The sequence below is a fragment of the Streptomyces sp. NPDC059788 genome (genome assembly GCF_042732265.1).
Taxonomy (GTDB): Bacteria; Actinomycetota; Actinomycetes; order Streptomycetales; family Streptomycetaceae; genus Streptomyces.
The window spans coordinates 189,763-206,783 of the sequence record NZ_JBHWHY010000007.1; the positions used below are offsets into that span (position 1 = coordinate 189,763).

Annotated in this window: 14 protein-coding genes; 4 read left to right on the forward strand and 10 right to left on the reverse strand. The window is 72.8% G+C overall.

Annotated features, from left to right (window positions below; genetic code table 11):
- Positions 1–84: 84 nt before the first annotated feature.
- From ACFV57_RS08905 to ACFV57_RS08915, 3 genes are all read right to left on the reverse strand, one after another.
- Positions 85–828, reverse strand: coding sequence for an HAD family hydrolase (locus ACFV57_RS08905; RefSeq protein ID WP_385227436.1), 744 nt, complete (start codon positions 826–828; stop codon positions 85–87).
- A 12-nt stretch (positions 829–840) separates the two neighbouring features.
- Positions 841–1,332, reverse strand: coding sequence for an Lrp/AsnC family transcriptional regulator (locus ACFV57_RS08910; RefSeq protein ID WP_385227439.1), 492 nt, complete (start codon positions 1,330–1,332; stop codon positions 841–843).
- 147 nt (positions 1,333–1,479) lie between these two features.
- On the reverse strand, positions 1,480–2,772 hold the full coding sequence (locus tag ACFV57_RS08915) for a YeeE/YedE family protein (RefSeq protein ID WP_385227442.1): 1,293 nt from the start codon (positions 2,770–2,772) through the stop codon (positions 1,480–1,482).
- A 676-nt stretch (positions 2,773–3,448) separates the two neighbouring features.
- On the opposite strand from ACFV57_RS08915, the gene ACFV57_RS08920 reads away from it, so the two are divergent.
- A complete protein-coding gene (locus ACFV57_RS08920; protein WP_385227445.1) occupies positions 3,449–4,960 on the forward strand; it encodes an FUSC family protein in 1,512 nt (503 codons plus the stop codon).
- A 211-nt stretch (positions 4,961–5,171) separates the two neighbouring features.
- Positions 5,172–6,215 carry a lactonase family protein gene (locus tag ACFV57_RS08925; RefSeq protein ID WP_385227448.1) on the forward strand — a complete coding sequence of 348 codons (1,044 nt, stop codon included), beginning with the start codon at positions 5,172–5,174 and terminating at the stop codon, positions 6,213–6,215.
- Positions 6,216–6,481: 266 nt separating this feature from the next.
- On the opposite strand, the gene ACFV57_RS08930 is transcribed toward ACFV57_RS08925, so the two are convergent.
- The 7 genes from ACFV57_RS08930 to ACFV57_RS08960 all read right to left on the reverse strand — a co-directional run bounded on the left by ACFV57_RS08930 (position 6,482) and on the right by ACFV57_RS08960 (position 13,541).
- A complete protein-coding gene (locus ACFV57_RS08930) occupies positions 6,482–7,351 on the reverse strand; it encodes a sirohydrochlorin chelatase (RefSeq protein WP_385227451.1) in 870 nt (289 codons plus the stop codon).
- Positions 7,352–8,189: 838 nt separating this feature from the next.
- Complete coding sequence (locus ACFV57_RS08935; protein WP_385227454.1) at positions 8,190–9,200, reverse strand: N-acetylglucosamine kinase; 1,011 nt, start codon at positions 9,198–9,200, stop codon at positions 8,190–8,192.
- Positions 9,193–10,326, reverse strand: coding sequence for a phospholipid scramblase-related protein (locus ACFV57_RS08940; protein ID WP_385227457.1), 1,134 nt, complete (start codon positions 10,324–10,326; stop codon positions 9,193–9,195). The genes ACFV57_RS08935 and ACFV57_RS08940 overlap by 8 nt, the downstream gene beginning before the upstream one ends.
- 22 nt (positions 10,327–10,348) lie before the next feature.
- Positions 10,349–11,026: a uracil-DNA glycosylase gene (locus ACFV57_RS08945; RefSeq protein WP_385227460.1), complete on the reverse strand. Its 678-nt coding sequence runs from the start codon at positions 11,024–11,026 to the stop codon at positions 10,349–10,351.
- Positions 11,027–11,253: 227 nt separating this feature from the next.
- Positions 11,254–12,351, reverse strand: coding sequence for a WD40/YVTN/BNR-like repeat-containing protein (locus ACFV57_RS08950; RefSeq protein ID WP_385227463.1), 1,098 nt, complete (start codon positions 12,349–12,351; stop codon positions 11,254–11,256).
- 277 nt (positions 12,352–12,628) lie between these two features.
- Positions 12,629–12,898, reverse strand: a complete 270-nt coding sequence (locus ACFV57_RS08955; protein ID WP_385227466.1) for a GlsB/YeaQ/YmgE family stress response membrane protein — start codon at positions 12,896–12,898, stop codon at positions 12,629–12,631.
- A gap of 130 nt (positions 12,899–13,028) precedes the next feature.
- Positions 13,029–13,541, reverse strand: coding sequence for a VOC family protein (locus tag ACFV57_RS08960; RefSeq protein ID WP_385227469.1), 513 nt, complete (start codon positions 13,539–13,541; stop codon positions 13,029–13,031).
- Between the two features lie 570 nt (positions 13,542–14,111).
- Here ACFV57_RS08960 and ACFV57_RS08965 point away from each other — a divergent pair.
- Positions 14,112–15,212 (forward strand): NADH:flavin oxidoreductase/NADH oxidase, encoded by a 1,101-nt coding sequence (locus ACFV57_RS08965; RefSeq protein ID WP_385227472.1) that lies wholly within the window; start codon positions 14,112–14,114, stop codon positions 15,210–15,212.
- 236 nt (positions 15,213–15,448) lie between these two features.
- Positions 15,449–16,903, forward strand: coding sequence for a glyceraldehyde-3-phosphate dehydrogenase (locus ACFV57_RS08970; protein WP_385227475.1), 1,455 nt, complete (start codon positions 15,449–15,451; stop codon positions 16,901–16,903).
- Positions 16,904–17,021: the final 118 nt, after the last annotated feature.

The following is a 17,021-nucleotide window of genomic DNA, read 5'->3' on the forward strand; positions in this document are numbered from 1 at the left end:
AGGCCGGGGGAGTTCGGCGCGTACCGGGACGCCTGCACGGTCTTCGACCGGGCACCGTCCCGGGACAAGGAGGTCGTGACGACCTCACCGGACGACGTCACCGGCCTCACCGGACGCGTCCCGGCCCGCGGCGGCCGACGTGACCCACCGGTACGCGGCCTCCGCCGTGAACTCCGCCTGGCCGCCCGGGAAGAACAGCCCGGCGCTGCCGAAGGCCGGGTCCGCCGCCGTCTCCCGTACGTACGGAATCGCGATACACCGCATCTCCGCCCGGCGCGCGGCCTCCGCGCCGGGCGGCGCGTCCTCCAGCACCACACATGTCCGCGGCGCCGCGCCCAGCCTGCGTGCCGCTTCCAGGAAGACGTCCGGTGCCGGCTTGCCGTGCCCGACCTCCTCGGCGGACACGCACACGGTCAGGTGCGCGTCCAGGCCGGTGCCCGCGAGCACCGTCTCGATCGCGGACCGCGAGGAGCCGGAGGCCACCGCCAGCGGGTGCCCGGCCGAGTGCAGCAGCTCCACGAACTTGCGCATCTCCGGGAAGACCTCGGTGTGCGCCCGCGCCAGCTCCAGGTAGACGCGGTTCTTGCCGGCCAGCAGCTCGTCGACGGGCGCGTCGATCTTGTACTCCCGCCGGAGCATCTCCAGCGTCTCGCGGGTGCCGATGCCGATGAAGCGGGTGTGGTGTTCCCAGGTGAAGTCGGTGACGCCGTACTGGGCGAGCACTCTGCGCCCCGCCTCGTAGTAGTTCGGCTCGCTGTCCACGAGCGTGCCGTCCAGGTCGAAGACGACGGGAGCGGGGGCGGGGGAGGCGCCGTCGGAGAGAGTCATGGCCCCAGCATGTCAAGGCGTGCCGCGGCGCGGCTTCGCGGTCCCGCCCACGGCCTCGACCAGCGGCAGCATCCGGTGCGGCACCCGCTCCCGCAGGGCCACCTCCGTGCGCGTACGCACCACCCCCGGCATCTTGATCAGCCGCTGGATGACGTCCTCCAGGTGCGCCGCGTCCCGCGCGACCACCCGCGTCAGCAGGTCCCCGCCGCCGGTCGTCGAGAACGCCTCGATGATCTCCGGCACCTCCGCCAGCTCCTCGGCGACGTCTTCCAGGTGCCCCTGGGTGACCTCGACGTGGACGAAGGCGAGTACGGGATGGCCGAGCGCGGCGGGCGACAGGCGCGGCCCGTACGCCGTGATCACGCCGTCCCGCTCCAGCCGGTCCAGGCGCGCCTGGACGGTGCCCCGGGCGATGCCGAGGATACGGGCGTACTCCCGCACGCTGGTGCGCGGTTGCTCCAGCAGCAGTCGGAGGATCTTCGCGTCGAGCGTGTCCACGGCCATGGGCCAACGGCCTCCTCAAGGGCGGTGCAGGTCCCGGCGACTGTACCAACGGCCCACTCGCCGGGGTGCGGGACCGGCCACCGGCTCACTCCTCAAGGCGCGAGGCAAGCCCCCCGGCCCGGCCCGCCACCGCCGCGCCCCCACCCGTCAGCAGACACCGTCGCCGGGCTTCGGGTTGGCCAGCCGGAAGACGGGCCGCAGCTTCAGGCCTGCCCAGGTGCCGAGCAGGGCCGTCGCGCCCCAGATCCAGCCGTGCAGGCTGCCGGAGGCGATGCCGGCGAGGTAGGCGCCGATGTTGCAGCCGCCGGCCAGCCGGGCGCCGACGCCCATCAGGATGCCGCCCGCCACCGCCGCGACCGCGGTGCGCCAGGGGGTGCCCCGGTGCAGGGCCCAGGTCCCGCCCAGTGCCGCGGCGATCGCCGCGCCGACCATGATGCCGATGTCGGTGAGGCTGGTCCGGTCGGCCAGCACGGGACCGGACAGCGCGTGCGCGTTCGCGGGCTTCTGCCAGTACGACCAGGTCTCCGGATGCCCGCCGAACGCGCTCACCAGCTTCGCGCCCCACAGGCTGAACGCGCTGGTCACCCCCCACGCCCCGCCGGACACCAGCAGCACGCCGCCGCCCAGCGCCGCCAGCACCGCCGCGCCCGCGGCCAGCGGCCACGAACCGCGCAGGACACGGGCCGCCGCGGACTTCGCCGACGGCACCGGGCCGGTCGGCGGCGGGTTGCGGCGCGCCTGGACTGCCCTGCTGACGACCACGATGACGGCCAGCGCGAGGAGGGTGACGGCCCAGGAGCCGAACCAGCCGATGTGGTCGGCGAAGACGACGGGCTCGTATGCGGGCAGGTCCTTCCACAGGTCGAACTGCCACGCGGCCAGGGTGGAGCCGGCGACGAATCCGCCCAGCGTCAGCACGATCGAGGTCTGCCCCGACCCCACCGCGAACAGCGTGCCGGAGGCGCAGGCGCCACCGAGCTGCATACCGACGGCGAACACGAACGAGCCGAGCAGCAGCCCCACGCCCAGCGGCCCGCCGGAGGGCTCGGGCACCGACCCGAACAGACCGGTGTCGGTGCCGATGACCAGCGCGAACAGCGTCGCCGTCGTACCCAGCAACAGCGCGTGGGCGCGCAGCCCGGAGCCGTTGCCCACGGCCACGAACTGCCGCCACGCCGAGGTGAACCCGAACCGGGAGTGGAACAGGGCCACGCCCAGCGCGAGGCCGAGCAGCAGCAGAACGCCGGGCTTGGCGCCGTACGAGGCGAAGACGAAGGAGGCCAGCGCTCCGGCGATCAGCAGGCCGACGACGAGCGGCAGACGGCGTACGGGCGGAGCCGGGGGCGCCGCGGGCCGGGGCCGGGAGGTGGGGGAGGGGGCGAGCAGGGACGCGGCGGGGCGGGGGGTGCCGACGAGCGGATCCGGGGGTGCTGCGGTCACAGCGGGCTCCGTGAGGGTGAGCGGTGGGGTGGAGAGGAGCCGGGGTGGCACGACGTACGCGGCGGGGCGTACGGGCGTGTGCGGGGCGCACGGAGGCGCACGTCACCTCGGGAACGTCCGGGGGAAGCGGACATCAGGACACCGGCGCCGTGCGGTGCGCTGCGGCGCGGGCGGCGGGCTTCAGCGGGGACAGAGCCCGTCGTCGACGCACCAGGCCGAGTTCGCGAACAGCGCGAGACAGAGGAGGCGTGCGGGTGCGGACATGGCGTCGAGGGTAATGCGTGGACGATGCACGCGGTGATGCCGTTCCGTCATGTGGACGCCGGGGTGAGACGGGCGGGATGCGGCGGTGGAGACGGTACGGGGTGCCGCCCGTGGCCGGTTCGAATCGGACAGACGGGCGAGGGTCCGCGCCAATGGCCACCTTCTGGCCCAGTCTCCCGTCGCCTGCATGGGCCAATGGTGCAGCGTTCCAGTGCTCTGTTGAGCCAACAGTAGTGTTGATGTTGTCATAGGCACGTCGACGGCGCTGCGGATTTCCGCGGCGCCTTTTTGATGCGGAAACACGGCACCGCGGCATCACCTGACCGCACCGTCCGACCGCGTCGCCGAACCGCATGCACCGACCGGATCACCGAACCGAAGGACAGAGTTGAACGCAAAGGGGTGGGAGACCGTGCTGAAGAGGGTGTTCGTGGCACCGGACCCGGGACGGCTGCGGCTGCGCAGCGCCGCCAGGGCCGTCGTGGGCGTCGGCCTGGCGGTGGCCGTGTGCGCCGCCGTCGGCCACTCGCTGGTCGGTGCCGTGGTGGGCGGGGTCGCCGCGCTGCTCGCCCTGTTCACCGTCGCGGACACGACAGTCCGCGGCCAACTGGTTTCCACGGCCCTGCTGCCGCTGGTCGGCTTCCCGGTCCTCGCCGCGGCGGCGATGCTGCACGACTACCCCCTGGTACGGGACACGGCCTTCCTCGCCATGGTCGGCCTCGGCGTGTACGCCCGCAGGTGGGGGCCTCGCGGCAACGCCCTCGGCATCTTCGCGTTCATGTCCTTCTTCGAGGCGCAGTTCCTGCGCACGGTGCCCGAACAGCTGCCGGAGCTGTACGCGGCCACCGCGCTCGCCCTCGCCGCCTGCTCGGTCGTCCGCTTCGGCCTGTGGTGCTACGAGCGCCGTACGCCCCCGCCCGCCGTACCCGCCCTCCCCGGCGGCACGGGGTTCGCCCGCGCGACGACCCGCCAGGCACTCCAGGCGACCGTCGCCGGGGCCATCGCCCTGCTCGCGGGCCAGCTGCTCTCGCACGAACGCTGGTACTGGGCCGTCGGCGCCATGTGGTGGATCTTCGTCAACACCGCCTCGCGCGGCGAGACCGTGGTACGCAGCTTCCGCCGGATGCTCGGCACGCTCCTCGGCATCCCCGCCGGCCTGCTGATCGCCGTACCGCTGCACGGAGCCGTGGCGCCCACCGCCGCGCTCATCGCCGTCTGCGTCTTCTCGATCTTCTACGCGTCGCCGGTCTCGTACACCTGGAACATGCTCGCCGTGACCCTGATGGTCGGGCTGCTGTACGGACTGCTGGGCGTCCTGGACCCCGGCCTGCTCGCGCTGCGCCTGGCGGAGACCGGCGTCGGCGCGCTGAGCACCGTGCTGGCGGTCCTGGTGGTGCTGCCCGTCACCACGCACGCCACGACGGACGCCTGGGTCCAGCGCGCCCTGCGCTGCGTGCACCACTGCACCGCCGAGGCAGCGGCGCGCATCGCCGGCGCCGAGAACGCCGACCCGGCGCCGCTCGTCGCCGAGCTGGAGATACTGCTCCGCCGGGTACGGCTCTCCCTGTCCCCGCTGGTGCACCCGCTGGCCCCGAGGCGCGCCCGCAAGGCGAGGGCGCGGCAGGTGCTGGCGCTGCTGGACGACTGCGCCCGCGAGGTCCGGGGGCTGGCCTCCATCGCCGCCGACCCGGAAGCGTCGCACGATGCCCGTCTGACGGCCGCCTGCCAGCGTGTGGAGGCCGCGGTCGAGGCACTCACCACGCCCCGGCAGGCCCACGGGACGACGGCCGCCGCCGCGGTCACCGCCCCGCACCCGGCCGGCCTGGAGCCCGCGCTCGCCCACCTGCACGGCCTGGAGCGCGCCCTCGCCGAACTGGCCGCTCCGCTGCGCAGCTCCCCGCGCTCGCCGCTGGCCGACGCCTGACGCGTACCGCGGTGGGCGGCAGGGGCGTCCGGTCCGGTCGCTCTGGTCGCTGGTGGGGCTGCCCGGTTCGGTCGATCCGCCTGGTTCGTGCGGTCCGGTCCGTCCGCCGGGTCCGGTCGGTATCCGGAGGCCGGTGCCCGGCGGCCTGTTAGCGTCGGCGCGTACAACTCCGTACGGCACGCAGGGCGGACGAAGGGCAGGCGCAGCGCCGATGAGTACGACAGGCAGCGGACAGCGGGCGTACATCGGGTCGTTCACGTCGGCGGGCGGGCGCGGCATCATCACGGCGGCGGTCGACGCGGAGACGGGCGCACTGACCCCGCTGCACGCCACGGACGAGGTACCCGACCCGAGTTACCTCGCCCCCGCGCCCGACGGCCGCCACCTCTACGCGGTGAGCGAGACCTCCGACGGCGCGGCTGCCGCCTTCGCCCTCACCGAGGAGGGGCCGGTGCCGCTCGGCGCCCCCATACCGGTGGGCGGCGCCGCCCCCACCCACCTCACCCTCTGGTCCGGGCACCTGCTGACCGCCAACTACACCTCCGGCAGCGTCAGCGCACTGCCCATACGGGCCGACGGACGCCTCGCGGGACCGGCCGCCGTGCTCCAGCACGAGGGCAGCGGCCCGCACCCGGACCGCCAGGAAGGCCCGCACGCGCACGCCGTGCTGCCCGACCCCACCGGCCGCTGGCTGCTGAGCGTCGACCTGGGCACCGATTCCGTACGCGTCTGCGAACTCGACCCGGTGAGCGGAAAGCCGGCCGTACGCGACGAGGTACGGCTGCGTCCGGGGAGCGGGCCCCGGCACCTCGCCTTCCACCCGCGCGGTGACCACGCGTACGTCATCAACGAGCTGGCCTCGACGGCCACCCCCTGCCGCTGGGAAGCCGCCACCGGCACCCTCACACCGCTGACCGAGACGCCGGTCCTGCCTCCGGAGGCGGACGGCAATTACCCCTCCGAGCTGGTCGTCTCGCACGACGGCCGGTTCGCCTGGGCGGCGAACCGGGGGCACGACAGCATCTCGGTCCTCGCCATCGAGGCGTCGGGAGCGGGTTTCTCCCTGGTCACCACCGTGCCGTGCGGAGGGCACTGGCCGCGCGACCTGACGCTGCACCCCGGAGGGCGGCACCTGTACGCCGCCAACGAGCGCTCGGGCGACGTGACCTGGTTCGCCATCGACGCCCGGACCGGGGTGCCGGAGGCCGGCGGTTCGATCGAGGCGCCGGCCGCTTCCTGCGTGGTCTTCGTCTGAGGCGGGCGGCGGGCGGCCGGTGGTGGGCTGCGCGTCGTCCGCCCTACGGGTGGTCTGCCGCCTGCCGCCTGCCGCCTGCCGCTTGTCGCGCGGAAAGCTGAAGGGCCGCTCCCGGCCTTGGGGAGCGGCCCTTTTGCGATGGCGACGACTGCAATGCCCCTGACGCCCACGACATCGCGACGACGAACTGCCGACGGGCGGTCAGACAGCCGGACGGGGCGGTTCACGGTCCGCCCGCAGGGGCGAGCCGGTCACCGCCTTCGGGGTCACCGTACCGGCGCGCCCTGCCCCGCGGACTGCAGCGTGATGCCCACCGCCGACGCGTAGTTCGACAGCACCAGGCGGCCGACCGTGCCGTACGCACCCAGGGGCTCCGCCGCCGAGCAGCCCGCTTCCGCTGCCGCCGCCCCCACCAGGCCTTCGGCGATCTCGGGGCCGATCAGGTACGGGGCCAGGGCCAGCTGCCGCGAGCCCGAGGTACGCAGCTCCTCGGCCGTACGGGCGATCGCCCCCTCCTCGTCCAGCGCGGCGGCCAGCACCGGCACGGCCAGCCGGGCGGACAGCAGCATGCCGGTGATGCCGGCGGCCTGCACGGCCTCCTCACCTCCGACGGTGGCGAGGATGATGCCGTCGGCGGCCGTCGCGACCGTGAACAGGCGCGCCCGGTCGGCGCGGGCCAGACCGGCTTCGGACAGGCGTACGTGCAGGGCCTCGGCGAGCAGCGGGTGCGGGCCGAGGACATCGGTCAGCTCGGCGGCCGAACCGCTGTTCATGATCGCCTGGCGTATCCGGCGGAGCAGCGCGCTGTCCGGCCCGGCCAGCAGCGGCACGACCACCGCGGGCGGACCCTGCTGCTCGGGCTGCGAGCCGTCGCCCGTACGGGCCTTGTGCTCGGCGGCGGCCTGCGCGAGCACGGCCTCCAGCGCGGGGTACTCCGCGTCGCCGCCGTCCACGTAGCCGATCCGGGCGTCGAGGCCGGGCAGCTCGGAACGGGCGATGCTGGTCACCTCCGCCGCCAGGCTGCGCCCGGCGGAGTTGGGGGTGCCGGGTACGGCGAGGACCAGGGTGGGCGCGCCCTCGGGCGCGGCGACGGGCTCCGGTCGGCGGTGCCGACCGGACTGCCGCGGGCGCGGCATTCGTACAGGCAGGCCGGGTGCGGCGCCCGAGCTCGGAGAAACTTCGTCAAAGCGGGGCGAGCCGGGTGCGGGCCCAGTGGGGGAACTCATGGCGTCGCATGTTAACGCCTCAGGGGTCCTCCGCGCGGCGGGAGGGTTCGGTCGGGAGGTATCCGTCCCGATTTATCCCGCGCGCCGTATGGCCTGGTCAGAGCCCGAATCGAGCGGGGGTGCGACCGCGCGGGACGGCTCGGCCGGGGGCGCGGCGGCCCCGCCGCGCGCCCCATCCGCGCATCGCCCGCGGGCTCCCCGCGGCTCACCTCGGGGCGGTGCCGCCGGGCCTCGGTGGTCGGCGCGGTAGTTGGCGGGGGTGCTGGAACGATCCGCCGGACGATCCACAACAACTTACGGAATTCGGAATTAACGGCGGCGCCGGGTGCGCGGTCGCGGCGGAACCGCGTACGGCCTGTCGGGGATCTGCCGGCCGGAACCGCGTACGGGTGCCGGCCGGAACCGCGTACGGGTCTGTCGGCGGGCACCGCGTACGGGTCTGCCGGCTGGAACCGTGCATGGTTCTGCCGGGCCGGCGGGCACCGTTCACGGGTCGCCGGACGGGAGCCGTGCCCGGTCTGCTGGACGGGAACCGCGTCCGGCCTGCCGATGGCCACCGCGTACCGGCTCTCTGGGAGCCGACTGCACTGTCGGTCTGCTGGTCTGCTGGCCTGCGCCGGTCTGCCGGTCTGCCGGTCTGCTGGCCTGCCCCGCCTTCCGGGTGCGCCAGGTACTGCCCACTCTCCCCGGGTCCGCCACCTGCCCCGCCTCACCGGGCACCGCAAAGGCCGCCCCGCCCCACTCCGCCCTACCCCGTGACCCGCAACAACTTCTCGTCCGTGGGGAGCAGCAACCGGTCGGCGGCGAGGGCCGCCGCGACGCGCAATGCGCCGTCCAGGGGATCGCCCGCCGCCTCCACGCGGCGGGCGTGCGGCAGCAGCGCCTCGAACGCGGCGCGCAGCGGGGTCAGCAGAGGTTCGCCGAGGTGCAGGAGGCCGCCGGTGAAGGCCACCGCGCTGCCGGCCGCCGGGGGACAGACCGCCGCGGCCGCCTCCGCGAGGTGTCGCGCGGCCTCGCTCAGGATCGCCGCCGCCACGGCGTCGTGCCCGGCGCAGGCCGCGACCTCCGGCGCGAAGGACGCCAGTACCGCGGGCCGGTCGGCGCGCGGGTACAGCACGCCGGGCAGTTCGGCCGCCGGACCGAACACCGCTTCCATCCGGTCCAGCAGCACGGCCGAACCGCCCGCCCGCCCGTCGTGGGCACGCAGTGCGGCGTCCAGTCCGGCCCTGCCGATCCAGGCACCGCTGCCGCAGTCGCCCAGCAGGTGGCCCCAGCCGTCGGCGCGATGCCAGCCGCCCGCCGGGTCGAGGTCCGTGCCCATCGCTATCACGCCGGTTCCGACGGCGACGACGGCTCCCGGTGCCTGGCCGAGCGCCCCGGCGTACGCCGTCACCGCGTCGGCGGCCAGCGCGAGACGCCGTACGCCGAACGCTTCCGCCAGTGCCCCGGGCAGCTCCGCCCGCAGCTCCCTGCCGAGCGTCGCCATGCCCGCCGCGCCGACGCACACGGCGTCGAACCGCCGGGCGCCGGTGTCCCGCATCAGGTCCTGCGCGGCGGGCACCAGCTGTTTGAGCAGTTGGTGGGCGTCGATGCCGTTCGGGCCGGTGCCGACCGGTTCATGGGAGGTGTACGAGGCGAGCGGCCGCGCGTCCCCCTCGTCCGCGCGGGCGACGGCGACCCGCAGGCCGGAACCGCCCGAATCCACACCGAGTACGAAACGGGGCGACGGGCGCGGCGCACTGCCCCGGGACTCAGCCAAACCCGCGCGCGTCCTGCTTGAGCGCGGTGTCCACGGTCAGCGCCGTGGCGACGACCAGGCTCCGCAGCGGCTCGGGAAGCTGGACATGCAGCTGCAGGACGTAGTTGTCCGCGGTGGTGAACATCGTCTTGGCCAGGCCCTCCCAGGTCTTCGTGATCCGGGCGACCTCGGTGTCCGTGTGGTCGACGATCGCGAAGTTCCAGGCGCGCCAGTTCTCCGCCTTGATGGCGCCGATCTGCTGCCCGTTCGCCATCATCGCGAAGTTGATCTTGCCGATGGCGTTCTGCTGCACGATCTCGCCGACCTGCTGCCCGTCGGGCCGCTCCACCAGCACCTTCGACTTGATGAACTTCGCCGGGCGGGTCAGCACCAGCTGCGGCTGCCCGTAGGTGTCCCGGATCTCCAGACGGTGCGTCATGTACTGGTCGAGGCTGGAGACGAACCGCAGCACCTTCTTCGCGGTGCTCTGGCCGACCTGGACAACCGTGCCGAGGGTGTTGCCGTGCTGGTCGAAGACGCTGTACTCGTTCGTCACCTCGATCAGCTTGGCCTTCTGGTTCACCACCAGGACCGGCTCGGTGAACAGCGTCCCGCCGCCCTGGGCGGAGGTGGCGACACCGGCCTGCTGCTGTACCTGGTACCGCACCTGACCAGGGTCACCACCCGGCTGTCCGTACCCCGGCTGCGCCCCCGGCATCGGCTGCCCGCCGGGCATCGGCTGACCCTGCTGTCCGACCTGCTGCCCGGCCTGTGGCGCGTACTGCTGCGGCATCGGCTGCCCGGAAGCCTGCGGCTGGGGCGCGTGTCCCGGCCCGGGGCCCACCTGGCCGTAGCCCTGCTGACCGTACGCCTGCTGCCCGTACGGCTGTCCGCCTTGCTGCTGCGAAGCGTGCTGCTGAGGACCGCTCTGCTGCTGCGCCTTCTCGTACGGCTGCTGCTGAGCTTGTTGCTGCCGGTCCTGCTGCGGCACCTGCCGGCCCGCCTCGTCCGGGGCCGGAGACTGCTCCTGGGCCTGGCGGCCCGGGTGCGTGTGCTCGGTCCACCGGGAGCCGTCCCACCAGCGCAGCCGGTCGGGCGTGCCCTGCGGGTCGGCGTACCAACCCGCAGGGATGTTCGCGTTCGTCATGCGGGCACACTATCCCGCAGGATCAGGGCAGTCTCCAGTCCACCGGCTGCGCGCCCAGCCGCACCAGCAGGTCGTTGGTCCGGCTGAACGGGCGCGAGCCGAAGAAGCCCCGGTCGGCCGACATGGGGGAGGGGTGCGAGGACTCCACCGAGGGCAGGTCGCCGAGCAGCGGCCGCAGATTGCGCGCGTCGCGGCCCCACAGCACCGACACCATCGGGCGGCCCCGCGCGACCAGCGCCCGGATGGCCTGCTCCGTGACCTCCTCCCAGCCCTTGCCCCGGTGCGCCGCCGGTTTGCGCGGCGCCGTGGTCAGTGCCCTGTTGAGCAGCAGGACACCCTGTTGCGTCCACGGCGTGAGATCACCGTTGGACGGCCGCGGCAGCCCCAGGTCCGAGGCCATCTCGCGATAGATGTTCTCCAGGCTCCCGGGCAGCGGACGGACGTCCGGCGCGACGGAGAAACTCAGCCCCACCGCGTGCCCGGGGGTCGGATACGGGTCCTGTCCGACGATGAGCACCCGGACGTCGTCGAAGGGTTGTTGGAAGGCGCGCAGCACATTGCTGCCCGACGGGAGGTAGGTACGCCCCGCGGCGATCTCCGCCCGCAGGAACTCGCCCATCTTGGCGATCTGTCCGGCGACCGGCTCAAGTGCCTTGGCCCAGCCAGGTTCGACGATTTCATGAAGAGGTCGTGCAGCCACGCCGTCACCCTACTGGCCGCAAGGTGATCCACTTCAACCGATGGCCTGATCCGCCACCCGGACCAGCCGTCCGAACCCTCCCGCCGAGCCCCCGCCCCCTTCTCCCCGACCCCCTCTTCCGACTAACGGACCATCACCCCCCCGCCCATCACCTTCCGCCCATCACCTTCCGCTCATCGCCTCCCAGCCGTCACCTCCTGACCGTCATCTCCCGCTCCTTCCCCGGCTCACCCAATGGCCGCTGCCCGTACGCACAGCACGTCCGGCAGGTGCGCGGCGAGCTGCTGCCAGCTGTCGCCGTCGTCCGCGCTGGCGAAGACCTCCCCGTTGCGGTTGCCGAAATAGACGCCCGCGGGGTCGGAGCCGTCGACGCACAGCGCGTCCCTGAGCACCGTGCCGTAGTGGTCCTCCCGGGGCAGGCCGTCGCTGAGCGCCTCCCAGGTCGTGCCGGCGTCCTCGGTGCGGTACACCCGGCAGCGGTGCTCCGCCGGGACCCGGTCGATGTCCGCGGTGATGGGGAAGACGTACGCCACGTCGGCCCGGCGCGGGTGGGCGGCTGTCGCGAACCCGAAGTCGGAGGGCAGGCCGCTGCCGATGTCGGTCCACTTCGCGCCCGCGTCGTCGCTCCGGTAGACGCCCCAGTGGTTTTGCAGATAGAGCCGGTCGCGGTCCACCGGGTCCTGGGCGATCTTGTGCACGCACTGTCCGAACTCCGGGTCCGGGTCGGGCAGGAACACCGCCTTCACTCCGCTGTTCGACGGGGCCCAGCTCCGGCCGCCGTCCTGCGTACGGAACACGCCGGCGGCGGACACCGCGACCGTCACCGCGTCCGCGTCCCGCGGGTCCGTGATCACCGTGTGGACCGCCAGGCCGCCACCGCCGGGCACCCACTGCTCGCGGGACGGGTGGTCCCACAGCGAGCGGACGAGCTCGAACGTCTCGCCGCCGTCCGCCGACCGGAAGAGGCCGCCGGGCTCCGTGCCCGCGTAGACCACGTCGGGGGCGGCCGGGCCGGCCGGGTGGAGCTGCCATACCCGCTCCAGCGAAGTCCCCGTGTCGGATGGGTACTTGACGGGCGGGCGGGTCGGCTCCCGCCAGGTCTCGCCGAGGTCGTCGGAGTGGAACACCGAAGGGCCCCAGTGCGCACTGTCCGCGCCGGCCAGCACCCGGGGTGTGGGGCGGCGGGTGTCGATGCCGATCGAATAGACCGCCTGCGCGGCGAAGTGCGGCCCGTCCAGCTCCCAGTCGCCGTGCCGTCGCCGGCCGATGAAGAGCCCTTTGCGCGTGCCCACCGCGAGTAGTACGTCTGCCTTGCCGGATGTCATGTCGAACACCTCCGGGACGCCGTTGTCTCAGGTACCGCTCAGTCTGCACCCGACCACTGACAACGGCCGTCCGGCACGCTGCCCACGCAGGTCAGAAGGCATCGGGAGGCAGGCCGACGGGGAAGAGCCGGCCGCCCCGACAGAAAAAGGACCGGCCCCCTGTCGCCAGGGGGCCGGTCGCTCGCCGTCGTCCGCCGCGCGGCGCCGCGTTCGCTGTTTCTCGCCGCCGGCCGGTCGCCGGTCGGCTGTCGTTCGCCGCGCCGCGGGCCGTGCCGGATCAGCGTTGCTGGTTGCGGCCGATGGTCACGCGATAGATCGCCAGGACGATCACCGAGCCGACGATGGCCGCGATCCACGTGGAGAGATGGAAGAACCCGTTGATCGACTCCACGCCGAAGATCACCTTGCCGAGCCAGCCGCCCAGCAGACCGCCGACGATGCCGATCAGCATGGTGACGAGGCACCCACCCGGGTCCTTACCCGGCATCAGTGCCTTCGCGATCGCACCCGCCAGCAACCCGATCAGAATCCACGCGATGATTCCCATGGCAGCTCACCTCGTTCACAAATAAGATCAAAACGCTTCGACTCTGGTGTTTCCCGGTTTTGCGGATCGAAACACTGCAAGCGCATCGGTTCTCTGTGCGATACCGCGCGCCGGTCGTCGCCGCCACATTTCAGGGCCGCCACCGGCGCCGCCGCGTGTCCCGCTCGTACGGCTGCGGATCGGGGTACGTGAGCAGCTCCAGTGTGCTCCCCCAGGGAGTACGCAGATACGCGAACCGGTTGCGCGCCCCCGCCTCCGGGCCGGGCAGGGGCCGCGGGGGCCCGACGGATGCGGCGCCCGCTTCCTCGGCCCGCGCGATCGCTGAGTCCAGGTCGTCGACGTAGCAGGCCAGGTGCTGCCACCCCAGGTCGGACGGGACGGCGGGCGCCTGCTGCCGCGGCCCGGCGAACTCGAACAGCTCGATCCCGGGGCCGTTCGGGAGGGCCAGCATCCGTATGGCCACCTGAAGGGCGCCCTCCGGCACTCCGAGCCGCCGCTCGGTGTCCTCGCCCCCGTTGGGCCCGTCCTCGCGGCGCAGTGTGTCGTACAGCACCTCCGCGTCCAGCGCCGAGACGAAGAAGGCGGTTGCCGTGTCGAGATCGGGAACGGTGACGCCTATGTGGTCGATGCCGCGCGTGGCCATGTGCGCCCTCCTCGGGGTGTCGCGATGGCGAACGGGGGAGTTGCACCTGCGTACGTCCGGCGGAGGCCGGTCCGCACGGTCGCGCGCTCCACGGGCCGCCGACGCCCGGTTTTCACCCTGCGCCACCGCGCGTCCGCGCTCACCTCGGGGCGTCTGTGGGCGTCAAAAATCGCTCGTAAGGGCGGCGTCGGTCGCCCTATCGTGAGCCGATCGGCCCAGGGCTGCGCCCGGTGGGCCGAGCGGTCGGCCGCGGCGGTACGGGGGTACGTCGCGAGCCGGGCGGCGCCGTGCCGCGAGGCGGCGCGACGTGCGGGGTCGGACCCACCATGGGCCGGCCCCGTTTTCGCATTCCGGCCCGGTGCGGCGCGCCGGGCCACCCGCCCCGCCGGGCCACCCGCCCCGCCCGGACGAGCGGCTCCCGCCGTCCCGACGAGCGGCTACTTCCCCCTCTTCCCCCTGTGGGTCCCCCTCCATCAAGTACGAGAACCATCGTAGTTTGACAAGCTACGTACTACGAGGGCTATCGTACGAAGCGTCAGGTAGAAGCAACCCCAAACGCGGGAGTCCGTCGTGAGCGCACTGTTCGAGCCCCTCACCCTCCGGTCGCTGACCATCCCCAACCGCATATGGATGGCCCCCATGTGCATGTACTCGGCGGCGCCGGACGGACCGGACCAGGGCGCGCCCAACGACTGGCACTTCCAGCACCTGGCCTCGCGCGCCGTCGGCGGTACGGGGCTGATCCTGACCGAGGCGACGGCGGTGAGCCCGGAGGGGCGCATCAGCCCGTACGACCTGGGGCTGTGGAACGACACGCAGACCGCCGCGTTCCGCCGCGTCACCGACTTCCTGAAGGCGTACGGTGCGGTCCCCGGCATCCAGATCGGCCACGCGGGACGCAAGGCCTCGACCGAGCGCACGTGGGTGGACCGCGGGGCCCCGATCGCCCCGGGGCAGGGGTACGGATGGCAGCCGACGGCCCCGAGCCCGCTGGCGTTCGACGAGCAGTCCACCGTGCCGGAGGAGCTGTCGGCCGAGCGGATCCAGGAGATCGTCGGGCAGTTCGCCGCGACCACCCGGCGGGCGCTGGAGGCCGGCTTCCAGGTGGTGGAGATCCACGGTGCGCACGGCTACCTGATCGGCGAGTTCCTCTCGCCGCACACCAACCGCCGCACGGACGAGTACGGCGGCTCGTACGAGAACCGCACCCGCTTCGCGCTGGAGGTCGTGGACGCCGTACGGGCCGTGTGGCCCGAGGAGCTGCCGGTGCTCTTCCGGATCTCGGCGACGGAATGGCTGTCGGAGAACGCGGACGACGAGCGCGAGGGCTGGACGGGCGACGACACCGTGCGCTTCGCCGCCGACCTGAAGGCGCACGGCGTGGACCTGCTGGACACTTCCACCGGCGGCAGCGCGCCCGGCGTGAAGATCCCGGTGGGGCCCGGCTACCAGGTGCCGTTCGCCGAGCGGGTCAAGAAGGAGACCGGGCTGCCGGTCGGCGCGGTCGGCATGATCACCGAGGCCCAGCAGGCCGAGAAGATCGTCACGGACGGCCAGGCGGACGTGGTTCTCATCGGCCGTGAACTGTTGCGCGACCCGTACTTCGCCCGCAACGCCGCCCGCGAACTCGGCGCCGACATCCACGGCCCCGACCAGTACCACCGTTCCTGAACAGCGTCGGGCGGCACCGCCCGAGCGACGCGTACGCGCCGTGCCGGACTCTCCGGCACGGCGCGTTTTCGTGTCGGGGCCCGTACGGTCGCCTGCCAATACCTCGCGCCCCAGGGGTGCTGGGGTGGAACGAAGTGCGTCAAATACGCACAAAGACACCTCTGGCGACGCCGTGTGAAAGCCGAAACGGGCGGCGGGTTAGCATCTGAGCACCGCCTAGCTCGAAAGATGGACCTGTGACTGTCAACGAGGACTCGTTCACAAACTGGAAGAACCGCGAGGAGATCGCGGAGTCGATGATCCCGATCATCGGGAAGCTGCACCGGGAGCGGGACGTCACGGTCCTCCTCCACAGCCGCTCCCTGGTGAACAAGTCGGTGGTCAGCATCCTGAAGACCCACCGATTCGCGCGCCAGATAGCCGGCGAGGAGCTCTCGATCACCGAGACGTTCCCGTTCCTGCAGGCTCTCGCCGCCCTCGACCTCGGTCCCTCCCAGATCGACATCGGCCGGCTCGCGGAGACCTACAAGACCGACGGGCGCGGACTGTCGGTGACGGAGTTCACCGCCGAGGCCGTCGCGGGCGCCACGGGTGCCAACAAGATCGAGTGCCGTGAGGGGCGCGATGTCGTCCTCTACGGCTTCGGCCGCATCGGCCGCCTCGTCGCCCGTCTGCTCGTCGAGAAGGCCGGCTCCGGCAACGGCCTGCGGCTGCGCGCCATCGTCGTCCGCGGGGGCGGCGGCCGGGCCGCCGAGGACCTCGTCAAGCGGGCCTCGCTGCTGCGCCGGGACTCCATCCACGGCCAGTTCCAGGGCACGATCACCGTCGACGAGGCGAACAGCACCATCATCGCCAACGGCAACGAGATCAAGGTGATCTACGCCGGCGACCCGTCGGAGGTGGATTACACGGCGTACGGCATCAAGGACGCCATCCTCATCGACAACACGGGCAAGTGGCGCGACCGCGAGGGGCTGTCGGAGCACCTGCGCCCCGGCATCGACAAGGTCGTCCTGACCGCGCCGGGCAAGGGCGACGTCCCGAACATCGTGCACGGCGTCAACCACGAGACGATCAAGCCGGACGAGCAAATCCTGTCCTGCGCCTCCTGCACCACCAACGCCATCGTCCCGCCGCTGAAGGCGATGGACGACGAGTACGGTGTGCTGCGCGGCCACGTCGAGACCGTCCACTCGTTCACCAACGACCAGAACCTGCTGGACAACTACCACAAGGCCGACCGCCGCGGCCGCTCGGCGGCGCTCAACATGGTCATCACCGAGACCGGTGCCGCCTCCGCCGTCGCCAAGGCGCTGCCCGACCTCCAGGCGAAGATCACCGGCAGCTCGATCCGCGTGCCGGTGCCGGACGTCTCGATCGCGATCCTCAACCTCCAGCTCGCGCGCGAGACCACCCGCGACGAGGTTCTCGACCACCTCCGTGACGTGTCGCTGACCTCGCCGCTGCGGCGCCAGATCGACTTCACCAGCGCCCCCGACGCGGTCTCGAACGACTTCATCGGCTCGCGCCACGCCTCGATCGTCGACGCCGGTGCCACCAAGGTCGACGGCGACAACGCGATCCTCTACCTCTGGTACGACAACGAGTTCGGCTACTCCTGCCAGGTCATCCGCGTCGTCCAGTACGTGTCCGGGGTGGAGTACCCGACCTACCCGGCCCCGGTGGTCTGATCCGCCCGGCCGTCCCGGACCGGCGGTCCGGGACGGTGGGACGGCAAAGCGGCAGCGGGGCAGCGACCCGCCGCAGAGAAGTGCGGGTGGGCGTCCCGCGGGCGCCCGGGGGGTGACG